Origin of the sequence: Apibacter sp. B3706 (genome assembly GCF_011082725.1) — a bacterium.
Taxonomy (GTDB): Bacteria; Bacteroidota; Bacteroidia; order Flavobacteriales; family Weeksellaceae; genus Apibacter.
The window spans coordinates 1,548,162-1,562,205 of sequence record NZ_CP049715.1 but is presented as its reverse complement, the minus strand read 5'-3'; the positions used below and the strand labels follow the sequence as shown (position 1 = coordinate 1,562,205).

The following is a 14,044-nucleotide window of genomic DNA, read 5'->3' as shown; positions in this document are numbered from 1 at the left end:
ACAGATGTATTTTAAATACTAGCATAGCTGTGTTAAAATATAAAGGTCAAAGTTAAACAAAACTAAGTTTTGCCTATGAGCACTCGGTTTATAATCAAATGAATTATCATGACTTCTTATGTATTATTAAAATATTAATCTAGCAATCATTTTTTAAAATATATAACGATTAATAAGATTTACTATAACGATCATCTAAATGTAAATACAATATAATATATGTATAAAATAAGTATAAAGCAAATAAATGGATTTTATTTTTCAAAATTAGTAATAGAAGAGAACTTAATAAATTAAATAAATATAATGGAAATACATTCTATGAAATATAGTCATTATAATGTATGCTTACCTTATGGAGAGCAATATGTTTTATATAATACCCTTGAGCAACGATTACTTTTTATACAATCTGAACTTAAAGAATTAATGGAAATGTATAAAACATCAGAGCTAAAAGAGATCCATCCGGAATTTTTCAATTATATGGTAGAAGAAAAATTTATTATTAATGATGAAATAGATGAGCTGGATGAAATAAAAAAAATAAGTAAAAGCATTGATGAAGATAATTCATTGTTTTTATTAACTATCAATCCAACTATGAATTGCAATTTTAAATGTTGGTATTGTTATGAAAATCTGGTAAAAAGTTCAAGGTTAGATGAAAATGGACTTTCTAAAATCAAAAGGTTGATAGATACCATTACCAATAATAAGGATTTAAAAAATATGAATATTTCATTTTTTGGCGGAGAACCTTTATTATATTTTAATAAAAATGTAATTCCTATAATTAATTATTATTTAGAAAGATGTACAGAGAAAAATATAAATGCTTATACATCTTTCACTACTAATGGATATTTAGCAAATCAAGAATTTATAAATTTTTTCTTGGATAAAAACGTCCGATGCAATTTACAAATCACTTTAGATGGTCATAAAGAAGAACATAATAAAGTGCGCTATATAAGTCAAAATAAGGGTTCTTATGATAAAATTGTTTCAAATATAAAAAACTTGATAAAGAATAAATTCTATGTGAATGTTAGAATAAATTTCACTGATTCAAATATTTTTAATGCAAACAAAATTTATGACGATTTTGAAGATATCGAAGAAGATATTAAAACTCAATTTTTAAAATTCGATTTTCATAGAGTATGGCAAAATAAAAAAATAGATCAGACACAAGATATTGCTGATGAAGAAATGAATCAAATAAATAGCAAAGGGGGAAAAACCTCGTGCCATGAATATAGCCCGGATACCCTTCGAAATTCATGCTATGCAGATAAAAAAAATAGTGTTGTTATCAATTATAACGGAGATATATTTAAATGTACTGCCCGTGATTTCTCAACTAAAAATAGGGAAGGATATTTAACGGAAAACGGAGAATTATTTTGGGAAAATGACTCATTAAATAAACGAATGAATTCAAAGTTCAAGAATCGTCCATGCTTAGAATGTAAAATTTTACCTTTATGTAATGGAGGGTGTTCTCAAACTGCCTTGGAAAGTCTGGCCGCTAATAGAGAGTATTGTGTGTATTCATGGGATGAAACAGAAAAAGAAAAGGTTATAAGAAATAAAATAAGTGAAATTTTAGAGAATGCGAATAAATAAAAGGCATCGTTTACAATTTTATAATCAACTCGAAAGCAGCGATTGCGGAGCAGCCTGTCTAGCCATGATCATGAGTTATTTTGGCAAAAAAACTTCACTTAATTATATTAAATCTTTTTTTGAATTTACTCGTATTGGAGTATCTGTACAAGATCTCGTGGATGTCTCCGAAAAATTAGGATTAACAGCCCATGCGTTAAAATTAACTGTTGAAGAATTAGATGAAATTCCCACGCCTTATATTTTATATTGGAAACAAAGTCATTTTGTAGTTTTAGAAAAAATAGTTAAAAAGAAAAATCAAGTTTATTTTCATTTAGCAGATCCCGGTTATGGCAAGGTCGTACTAGATAGAGAATCTTTTATAACTGAGTGGAAAGAAAACAACACTAAGGGGATCGTTTTATTTTTGGAACCTTCTGAAAATTTTTTCACTATAAAAATTGATAATGTAAAAAATAAAAGTTTGTTTCAATCCAGTATAATAAAATATACGTATAGGTTTTTAAAAAATAATAAACGTAACTATTTCCTTGCTATATTTTTAGTTTTCATAGGATTAGTGACGAATTGGTTCATTCCTTTTACTTTTCAGAACATTATTGATTTAGGAATTTCTTCAAAATCATTACGAGTAGTTTATTATCTTTTATTAGCGCAATTTATTTTGTTCATCTCTAATTTTGCCTCGGACTTTTTTAGTCAAATTGTGCTTACTAAGCTAAATTTCATATTAAGTATTGAATTACGAAAAACATTACTTTTAAAAATATTACGTTTACCCATAGTTTTCTTTGACACTCAAATTAACACGGAAATTCTACAACGGTTGGAAGATCAGCAAACCATTCAACGGTTTTTTACCTGGAAAGGGGTTACTTTACTATTGAGTTTTTTAAATGTGGTTGTTTTTAGCTGTGTATTGGCATATTTTAGCATAACCATATTTTGTGTATATCTGGTATTGTCTATAATTTCAGTATTGTGGTTTTCTATTTTTTTTAATAAACGAAATATAATTGAATATGCATCATTTTTAAAAAGATCAGAAAACAGCAATAATATATACGAATTCATAATGAATATGCCTGAGATAAAAATTAATAATGCTCAGGAAAAAATTATTGATCGAATTATTTCTACTCAAGATAAATTAAACCGATTGGAAATTAAATCGTTACTTTTAAATACCTATCAGCTTTTTGGAGTAGATACACTTTCCAAATTAAAAGAAATTATTGCCATAGCATTTTGTGCAACATTTATCATAGAGGACCAAATGTCTTTGGGAACTTTAATGGGAATATCCTATGTCATCGGACAACTTTCAACACCATTACAAAATTTAATTATGTTTCTTCGTGATACACAAGATACCATTATTGCCAATAAAAGAATTGAACTAATCTATGAAATACCTGATGAAGATTCTCAAAATAAAAAGCATATAAAAAATTGCGTTATTCAAAATATTTATATTGATCATATGTCCTTTAAATATCCGGGAACCCATAATCCCTTTATACTAAAGGATATACATATGGTAATACCTAAAAACTCCATAACGGCCATTGTCGGAGCTAGTGGAAGTGGTAAAACAACTCTGTTGAAATTATTATTATCGTACTATCCTATAAAAAAAGGAGGAATATATTTAGATACCTGTTCCATGAATGATATAAATGCCGAAGAATGGAGAGAGCGATGTGGAACAGTGCTTCAAAATGGAACCATCTTTAGTGATACCATTGCAAGTAATATTTCCATGTCCGGAAAAAGCTATGATGTAGACAAACTTAGAAAAGCAGCAAAAATAGCGGGAATACAAGATTTTATAGAAAACTTACCGATGCATTATTTCACTCGTGTAGGGAATGCCGGGATAGAATTATCGGGTGGGCAAAAACAAAGAATTCTTATAGCGAGGGCTGTTTATAAAAATCCTGAATACTTATTTTTTGATGAAGCTACTTCTGCTTTAGATTCTGAAAATGAAAGGATTATTCATGCCAATTTACAAGAATTTTTTAAAGGTAAAACCGTGATAATTATAGCTCATCGGTTGTCAACGGTTAAAAATGCAGATCAAATAGTAGTTTTAAAAAACGGTCAAATAGTAGAAACAGGAAATCATAGCCAATTAGTAAAATTAAGGTCAAATTACTATAATTTGGTTAAAAATCAATTGGAATTGGGCACATAATCCTAAATTAATTCAATCCTTCCAAATTCTCAATTACCGATGAAAAACTAATTTCTTCAATAATTTTATAAAGAGGTCTAGTTCTTTAGTACTATATAAATATCATAGATAATTCAAAAAATTATATCAAACGACTAAAAAAATAAACATTAAGTTTGTAATAAATTAAAATTATAAAAAAACAACATATTTTATATGATAAAAATCATAAAAATACAAAATAAATAAAAGGGATAAAATATCTGTTTTATATTGGTTTTGATTAAAATTATAATAAATTATCTTTAAATTTTATTTCAAATTTTTTAAAAATATATTATAACATTTAATAATATGTTTAAAATATATAACATCTCGTTATAAATAATATTTATTGATATAAATTTGCCATAATTTTTATAACAAAAACTATGAAAATTTTCTATTTATTTGTTATCATATTAGTATGTAATTATTCATATTCTCAAGAAATTACTCTTAAAGGGAGGCTTGAATTAAATGAAAATATATTTGAAAATAAATACAAAATATATTTGATCAAGCAAGATTCTATTATCATTACTTCAGAGATAGATGATCATAAAAACTTTAATTTTAGAAATTTATACGAAGGATTATACGAGTTAAAAATTAAAGAAGATAATGAAGAATTATATTCCAAAACGTTAATAATAAAAGAAAATACAGACTTAGGAATAATTAATCTGTCTACCGGTGTAAAATTACAGCAGATAGTAGTTACAGGAAATAAAAAACTAATTGATCGAAAAATAGATCGAACTATATTTAATGTTGAAAATTCAGCTGCAACCTCAGGAGGAGATGGTTTGGATGTATTGAAATTAACCCCGGGAATACAAGTTAAAAATGATCAAATATCCATGTTCGGTAAAAGTAGCTTGAAAATATTAGTTAATGATAAGATCATTCCACTATCTGATGATGATTTAATTAATTATTTAAAATCCATTTCATCTGATAATATTAAGAAAATTGAAGTGATCACCGCACCTCCCGCGAAATACGATGCTGAAGGAAATTCGGGATTAATAAATATTGTTTTAAAAACAAGTAAAAAGAATAATTGGAACAGTTATATAGGTGGGACTTATAAACAGGCTAAATATGCATTATTTAATGAAAATTTAGGATTTACATTTAATTATAAAAAAATAACATTCAATACTGCTATAGATTTTTATAATGGTAAAAATTTTTCACAACTGATCAATAAATATAGTGAATTTACTGATAAAAATATCAATAATTATATTAATAGTAATTTTAAGCTAAAAAAATACTTTAATGGAAACCTTGATTTGGATTATCAAATAATAGAGAAATTAAATTTAGGTGTTCACTTATTGTATAAGAAAACTGAAGGTTCTTTAAATCTATATAATAAACAATATCAATATAATTTATTAAATCCAAATATTTTGACGAATAGTGTATCAAAAGAAATCGAAGAAAGAGAAAACTTTTATTCGAATTTTTACACACACTATAAATTGGATAGTCTGGGAAGTAAGATTAAATTAAATTTGAATTATTTTAAAAATACGAGAAAAGAAAATGCAATTTTAAATTCAAAAGATTATATAGATTTTGATTCGTATTTACCTACAAACGATTTTGCCTCTCTGGATACAAATAATCAAAAAATTTCAAATTATTCCGGAAATTTAGATGTAGAGCAAAAATTAAAAAATTTGGGAATAGATTATGGTATTAAAATATCGCATAGTAAAATAACTAATAATATAGGCTATTGTGAAAATAAAGAAGGAAAAAATGATTTTCAAGAAAAATACAAAGATCTTTTGGAATATAAAGAAAACATTCAAGCGATTTATTTTTCAGGGAGAAGAAAAATTTTGGATAGATGGGAAATACAAATCGGTTTACGATTGGAAAGCTTTCAAAGCAAAATTAATTCCGTAGTATCTAAAGAAGAATATAAATCTAATTCAATTGAATTGTTTCCGAGCTTTTATTTATCGTATGTGTTAAATGAAAAAAATACTTTTACATTTACCTATACTAGACGTATAAATAGGCCGTGGTATAGGGCATTAAATCCCTTTGTTCTTCATATAAATAAAAATACAACACAAGCAGGTAATCCATATCTACATTCTTCAAATTCAGATAATTTAGAATTAAATTATACCTGGAAAAATAAGTGGACAAGTGGGATCTATTTTTATAAAGCGGAAGATGTGATAAATATGGTAAATTACTTAAAAGAGGACGACACTAATTTTTTGCATTATAAATTTGAAAACAGTGTCAACGAGTATTCCGTAGGTCTAAATCAAAATTATGTATTCAATACATTTAAATTTTGGGAAAGTACTCTTACATTAAATTTATTTTATAAAGAAAATAAATCTAAAATTGAAGGTTTTAATTCAAATAATACTATAAGTTCAAGCTTAGAGATAAATAATAATTTATTTCTAAATAGAAATAAAACTGCATATTTTACCATAGTATATCAATATAATTTTCCTCAGTATGATGGGACGGATAAATTGAAATCCTTTTCAAATTTTGGTGCAGGATTGAAATGTCTGTTTCTTGATAAAAAATTAGTGCTTTCCTTATATGCCAATGATATTTTTAAAACATTTAAATATAAAGTATATAGTGTATACAATCAAAATAAGAATAAAATTACTGATTATGAATTTTCACAAAATCTACGGTTTTCGATAAAATATAATTTTGGGAATAATTCAATAAAATCTAAGTCTATCAAAACAGGTAATGAGGAAGAACAATACAGAGCTAAATAGCTATTTGATATATAAGACAATCAATTTTTATCTTTAAAAAGAGTATAAATTTAAAAAAAACAGGAAATCATAGCCAATTAGTAAAATTAAGGTCAAATTACTATAATTTGGTTAAAAATCAATTGGAATTAGGGGCATAATCCTAAATTAATTTTTAAATAAAAAAATTCATATTTCAATTATGAAAAAAAATCATTTTTTTAAATAATTGTAAGATAAATAAATATATTTCACTTTTTCCAAGATAAAAATAAGGATAAAGTAAATTCAAGTGTAAAAAAATAAATTTATCTTATTTTATTTATATTCTGATTTAGTAAATTGTTATTATGTCTTAAAACGAATAAAATTGTTTGGTTTATTGTTTAATTATTATAGTTTTGCGCCATCGAATGAGAATGCTATTATGAAAATTAAATATCTTATAATTCTATTATTTTCTTTTTACATATCCTTTTCTCAGTCTTTTAAAATTAGAGGAAAATTAAGTATTGAAAATTCAGCAGAAATATTATTATATAAACGCGATACCATAATTAAAAATGCTATTATGGGAGAAGACGGTTTTTTTTATCTTTAATGATATATCACAAGGTGTTTATTCCCTAAATATAAGACAGTTGGGTAAAAATATTTATATGAAAAATTTGGATGTAAATGAAGACATCGATTTAGGTGAAATAAAAATATATCCAACTAAAGAGCTAGAGCAAGTACTAGTAACAGGAAATAAAAAATTAATTGAGCGAAAAATAGACAGAATGGTGTTCAACGTTGAAAAATCATTTGCCTCCTCTTCAGGTACTGCTCTTGATGTATTGAAGAAGACCCCTAAATTAAAGTTTGATGGAAGTAATATTAAAATTATAGGTAAAAACTCTGTCAAAATTATGATTGATAATAGGATAGTTGAATTATCTGGTGAATCGCTCATTAATTATTTACAAAGTATTTCATCAGAAGCAATTAAAAGTATAGAAATTATTACGAACCCGCCATCAAAATATGAAGCGGAAGGTAATAGTGGATTGATCAATATTCTTTTAAAAAAAGCAAAAAAAGATTCATGGAATCTTTCTTTGCAAGAAAATCTAAAACAATCGCATCATACTTCTTCCGGTCAAGGTGCTGATTTTAATTTTAATAAAAATAAAATCTCAGTATCGGCTAATATATTTAATAATTTTACATTTAGTGATTTCACAAATAAAATTAATTATTATTACCCTGATGGATTGTGGTATAATAAATTTAATGGTACAGATAAAAGTAGAAAACCATCATTTCGAACAAATTTTGATTATAAATTAAATAATCATATTACTTTAGGCGGAAATTATTCATATTCTCAATCTAATTTCATAGGGAAAAGAAATTCGTTGGTAGATATTGAAGGTAATAAATCTTATAACATTATTCACACTCCAACTTTAATAAAAGAAAATTCACAAATACATATTGCTAATTTTCATACTCAATATAAAATAGACAGTATAGGGCGGTTGCTAAATTTGGATATTAATTATATTAGTTTTAATAACGAACCTCGTAGTATGTTTCATTCAAATTATATTTTGCATGATCAAATTGTTGATGAAACGGATGTAGCGAAAAATTATTTAGATCAAAAATTAGAAAATTATTCTACCTCACTAGATATGGAGCATCCATTTTCAAATATTAAATTTAATTATGGCGGCAAGATTTCTTTTAACCATGTTGATAATAAATACTCTTATTATATTTTGAATATAGAGAATGTTCCAATTCCGGATACAATCAATAGTAATCATTTTACATATCAAGAAAATATTGAAAGTTTATATGTGAACACATCTAAAGAAATTAACGCTAAATGGAAGGCTCAGCTAGGATTAAGAATGGAAGTTTCTCAAGTAAAAGGCATATCTAAAACTTTGCAACAAATAAACAAAAATAGTTATATAAAATTCTTTCCAACGGCCTATCTTTCTTATACTATGGATGAAGAAAATGTAATATCCTTAAATTATGGAAGGCGAATACATCGACCAAAGTTTTCCGTTTTAAACCCATTTAAACAGTATTTAACCCCTAATTCCTATATAACAGGGAATCCTGATCTAAAACCTTATTATACACATAATTTCGAATTAAATTATGAGTATAAAGATTTATCAGTTTCTTTGTCTTATTCAAGGGTGAAAAATGAATACACAGATGTGACATTATTAAATACTATTGATAAAACACAAGTTTCTACTCAATTGAATGCTGTAAATTCATCTACTTCAAATTTAGATATATTCTATTTATTTTCAGAAATTCCTTGGTGGGAAAGTAATAATGAAATGAACTTACAGTATTCCGAATATAAGTCAGATAATCCACAAATAGGAAAAATCCGCAATATGGGTTGGTTATTTTATTTTTCAACAGATAATTCCTTTTACTTACACAAGAATAAAAATTTTATATTTAATATAAAATGGATCTATAGTGGTAAAGGAGTAGATGAGATAAGTAAAATAAATTCATATCAAAGTATTGATTTAGCTTTCAGAATGTTTTTTTTACAAAAAAAATTGCAAATAACAATCTCGGGAGAAGATATTTTTCAAACCAATAAGCCTAAATACACTGATTTTACAAACAGCATAAAGCAGACGTATAGCTGGTATGGGGATACTAATCATTTTTTTCAAATATCGATAGTATATAAATTAGGTAATAATAAACTTAATTTAGGAAAAAGAAAATTAGGTAATGAAGAAGAGAAAGAACGAATAAATTAAATTTTTGAAATAGGCCAATATTTATTTGACACTTTAGGCAAAGCAGAGACGTAATTTAACTCGTAACTTTATTTCCATTTAGTTAAAAATTAACACTAATAATATACGTATTAAATACGTAATTAGCTCATTCCTTTCTTTCTATAAAATCAATTTTTTTACAATACCATAAAATCTAGGGATTAAAAAACGGGTATTATATTATTTATTTTTAACATTTAGTTTAAAAATTAAATATTAATCCAAAATAATAAACACACGTTATATGATAAAAATCATAAAAATATTTAAATATACACAATAGAGATAAAATATTTTAATTTTTTTAATTAAATAAAAAATAAAATAAATTTTTGTTTAAATTTTATCCTAATATGTTTTCAATAAATTGAAAATTATTTAACAATTTGTTTAAACAATATAATAAATTTTTAAATATTGTTTTTTTGCTATAAACTTGCAGTGGCTTTATTAGAACGAAACTATGAAAATTTACTATTTATTAATTACTGCATTAATATGTATTTATTCCTATTCTCAAGAAATCATTGTTAAAGGAAGGTTGGATTGGGACGAAAATAAATCCGGAGTTCATCTGAAAATTTCTTTAATCAATAAAGATTCAATCATAATAACTACTCATATAGTTGATCACAACAGTTTTATTTTTGAGGGATTATATGAAGGGTTATACGAATTAAAAATTGAAAAAGATAGTGAAGAATTATATTCCAATTCATTTATGCTTAAAGAAAATAAGGATTTAGGAATCATAAAATTATCTTCAGGTAAGGAAATTCAGCAAGTGGTTGTAACAGGAAATAAAAAATTAATAGAGCGAAAAATAGATCGAACCATATTTAACGTTGAAAATTCAGCCGCTACATCAGGTGGAGACGCATTGGATGTATTAAAATTAAGTCCCGGAATACAAATTAAAAATGAACAAATATCCATAATAGGAAAAAGTAGTTTAAAAGTAATGGTAAATGAAAGAAGTATTCCACTGTCTGGTGATGAATTAATTAATTATTTGAAATCTATTTCATCCGATAATATAAAGAGTATTGAAGTAATTACCGCACCACCGGCAAAATACGATGCAGAAGGTAATTCGGGATTAATAAATATTGTGTTAAAAACAAGTAAAAAGAACAACTGGAAAAGTTATATCGGTGGGACTTATAAACAATCAAAATATGATTATTATAATACAAATTTAGGATTTAATTTAAATCATAAGAAAATAACTCTTAATTCGGATATAAACTTCTTTTATGGTGTAAATAATGCGCAAAGAGATAAAAATTATATTACATATTTAGATGAAGATATATGTTCTCAATCCTTGTCTAAATCAAAATTGAAAAAACGTTTTAATGGGAGTTTAGGTATGGATTATCAATGGACAAATCAATTTTCTTTAGGATTTCAATCAATATTTGAAACATACGATGTACAACATAGAATAAGTCTTAATGAATATTTTTATAAACCAATATCTCCTATACTGACAAAAACTTATTCAAAGGGGCCTGGTAGTACAAACAATATTTATGTAAATTTTCATTCTCAATATAGTTTGGATACATTAGGAAGTAAAATTAAATTAAATTTAGATTATTTTGGAAATACTCGTAAAGAAGATGTTACTTTCAATTCTAAAGATTATGAGGACTTTGTAACGTACATTCCTAGTCATGACTTTAGTTCTCGCGATCTTAATAATTTGAAAATTTACAATTATTCAGGGAATTTGGATGTAGAACAGCATTTTAGGAAAATCGGATTGGAATATGGTGTAAAAACTTCTCATACAAAAACGACAAATGATGCAGGGTATATTACTCTTATTTCAAATGATTCATATCATCAAGGTGAGGCAAATGATTCTTATGAATATAAAGAAAATTTGCAAGCAACATATATATCCGGGAGAGGTAAAATAGTTGATAAGTGGGAGATCAAAATGGGTTTAAGATTAGAAAATTTTCAAAGAAGAATTTTTTCTGTACTTACTCAAGAAAAACATAAATATAATTCTACTAAATTGTTTCCTAGTATGTACTTAACCTATAATTTAGGTGACGATCGTACACTAAATGTTAATTATACTAGACGTGTAAATAGACCAACTTACAGAAATCTAAATCCATTTAAGAGTCGTTTAAGTAAAGGTGATGTTATGTCAGGTAATCCTTTTTTAAAGCCCTCTTACACCGATAACTTGGAATTGAATTATTCATGGAAAAATAATTGGAATACGGGAATATATTTTTATAAAGCAAAAGACGCTATTGATTATGCTTATTATTTAGAAGAGGAAGAGGAATATATATTTAAAAAAGCAGAGAATTCTGTTACAGAGAATTCTATAGGCTTAAGCCAAAATTATAATTTTACTTCAACAGAATGGTTAGAAAGTTATTTTAATGTTGATGTATACTATAAAGAAAATAAGTCCCAGATAAAAGGATTAAGTTCCAATAACTTTATCAGCGCAAATTTTAATATAAATAATAATTTATCTCTAAATAAAGGAAAAACATTTAATATAACTATAATATCTCAATACGCATTACCGCAGTATATATCCACAAAAAAAGTGAAGTCATATTTTAATTTAGGATTTGGATTAAAAGCTTTATTCTTGGATAAAAAATTAATGTTTTCTTTATACGCAAATGATATTTTTAAAACTCTTGAGGCTAATTTAAGGACAGATTATAATAAAATAAATAAGTCAAAAGAAATATTGTATCAATATCCTCAATTTATAAGATTTACTATAAGATATAACTTAGGAAATAGTAAACTTAAATCCAAAGCCATTAAATCTAGTAACGAAGAAGAGAAAAATAGAGCTAAATGATTTAGCTATAATATACTTGCAAGTAACCGTATCGGCACGGGGAAATACCGAATAATTTATTCTTTAATAAAAAATATAACTAAAATGAAAAATTCAAAATTAAAATCTGTTTTGAAAAGCATGAATGCTAAAAAAAATGATTCTATTGAAAAATTATCTACAGATGAAATTAAGATTATCAAGGGTGGAAAAGCAGGAAATGATGGATTGGAATCGGCTGATGCGTGGTGTTTAATCAACCTTTGTGGTAAAAACACATAGATCAAATTAAGAGTGAGTTGAGGTATTTTTAATAATACCTCAATTTTAAAAAATTATTAATTTTTTAAAAATTGATCATGTATAAAATATCTAAATACTTGGTAGATGTAGATTTACAAAATGAAGAACGTTTGATTTTCTCAACCCGAACTGGTGAATTAATAAATATTAGTAATGAATTATATCATTTTATAATTGAAAAAAAATTTAACAAATTAAATGATATAACTCTGCTTAAATTACTTAATTTAAAAATTTTAATTCCAGAAGATGAAAATGAAACGGATACTATCATAAATAATCTAATTTTATCTTCCAATAAAAAAAGTAGAGTATTAAGTTTAACCATACAGCCTACTGCTAATTGCCAGCTAGGTTGTCAATATTGTGGACAAACACATGAAAAACTGAATATGTCAGAATCTTTGGTTGAAAATACATACAAATATATAAAAAATAAATTAGAGAATGGTATCTATGAATCATTAATTATTACTTGGTATGGAGCAGAACCACTTTTAGGCCTGAATTCGATAAAAATTTTAAGTAAAAAATTAATAATCTTATGCAATAAAATAAACATCGAATATTCAGCGATGATGATCACTAACGGATTAGGTTTGAAAGAAAATATATTTGCCGAGTTAGTACAGTATAAAATTTTAAAATATCAAATAACATTAGATGGCGATAAAGTTTCTCATGATAATAGTAGATATACAAAAAAGAAAGGAAAAACATTTGATACAATAGTATCGAATATAGTAATGGTTGTTTCTAATCCTTTATATGATGAAGAAAAATGTAATATAGTTATAAGATGTAATGTACATAAAAATAATTATAAATATATTAATAATTTAATTGATCACCTTTATAATTTAGGAATTTCGAATAAAGTATCAATTAATTTTGCTCCGGTACATGATTGGGGTAAAAATTATGCTGAAGAAAATATAGGTCTAACACCAGAATATTTTGGGGAATTAGAAATAGATTGGATGCTTAGATTGAAAGAATATGGTTTTAGATTTATAAAAGATCTGCTACCAGATAAAAAAAATGGAACTTGTATGGTGACAAATTTAGATTCGGAACTTATTGATGCAAAAGGTAGATTGTCCTATTGTTGGGAAGTACCATATACTCCAGAATTTGATTATGAAAATAGTGATATGTTTCATGGTAATATTAACAATATTGAATATAAAGATAGGAAAAAATTACCTCTAGGAAATTGGTATGAAAATATAAAACAGGAAGATTATAATACGACATGCAAAAATTGCAAATTTTTACCAGTATGTGGCGGGGATTGTCCTGTAAATTGGTATAAAGGATTTTCCTCTTGTCCTTCGTTCAAATATAATATAAAAGATTTAATGGTATTTGAATATATAAATAATAAAGAAATTTTAAATAGAGAATTTGATTTATCAAATTAATAAAGAATTACATTATCTATTAATTTATACGTTAAAAAGAAAAATTTTAATCGTTT

The 14,044-nt window shown here is 25.3% G+C and carries 8 protein-coding genes; all 8 read left to right on the top strand.

What is annotated here, in order from left to right; all coding sequences use genetic code 11:
* Positions 1–306 precede the first annotated feature (306 nt).
* Positions 307–1,632: a radical SAM/SPASM domain-containing protein gene (locus G8C41_RS06940; RefSeq protein ID WP_166006894.1), complete on the top strand. Its 1,326-nt coding sequence runs from the start codon at positions 307–309 to the stop codon at positions 1,630–1,632.
* Positions 1,619–3,835: a peptidase domain-containing ABC transporter gene (locus G8C41_RS06935; RefSeq protein ID WP_166006892.1), complete on the top strand. Its 2,217-nt coding sequence runs from the start codon at positions 1,619–1,621 to the stop codon at positions 3,833–3,835. The genes G8C41_RS06940 and G8C41_RS06935 overlap by 14 nt, the downstream gene beginning before the upstream one ends.
* A 410-nt stretch (positions 3,836–4,245) precedes the next feature.
* A complete protein-coding gene (locus G8C41_RS06930; RefSeq protein ID WP_166006890.1) occupies positions 4,246–6,636 on the top strand; it encodes an outer membrane beta-barrel family protein in 2,391 nt (796 codons plus the stop codon).
* A 406-nt stretch (positions 6,637–7,042) separates the two neighbouring features.
* Positions 7,043–7,216 carry a hypothetical protein gene (locus G8C41_RS06925; protein WP_166006889.1) on the top strand — a complete coding sequence of 58 codons (174 nt, stop codon included), beginning with the start codon at positions 7,043–7,045 and terminating at the stop codon, positions 7,214–7,216.
* 58 nt (positions 7,217–7,274) lie between these two features.
* The gene (locus G8C41_RS06920; protein ID WP_166006887.1) at positions 7,275–9,410 is read left to right on the top strand and encodes an outer membrane beta-barrel family protein; all 2,136 of its coding nucleotides are present in this window, start codon (positions 7,275–7,277) and stop codon (positions 9,408–9,410) included.
* A 484-nt stretch (positions 9,411–9,894) separates the two neighbouring features.
* Complete coding sequence (locus G8C41_RS06915) at positions 9,895–12,282, top strand: outer membrane beta-barrel family protein (RefSeq protein ID WP_166006885.1); 2,388 nt, start codon at positions 9,895–9,897, stop codon at positions 12,280–12,282.
* Positions 12,283–12,366: 84 nt separating this feature from the next.
* Entirely contained in the window at positions 12,367–12,543 is a 177-nt protein-coding gene (locus G8C41_RS06910) for a hypothetical protein (protein ID WP_160567571.1), read from the top strand.
* A 77-nt stretch (positions 12,544–12,620) separates the two neighbouring features.
* Positions 12,621–13,988 (top strand): radical SAM/SPASM domain-containing protein, encoded by a 1,368-nt coding sequence (locus G8C41_RS06905; protein ID WP_160567569.1) that lies wholly within the window; start codon positions 12,621–12,623, stop codon positions 13,986–13,988.
* Positions 13,989–14,044: the final 56 nt, after the last annotated feature.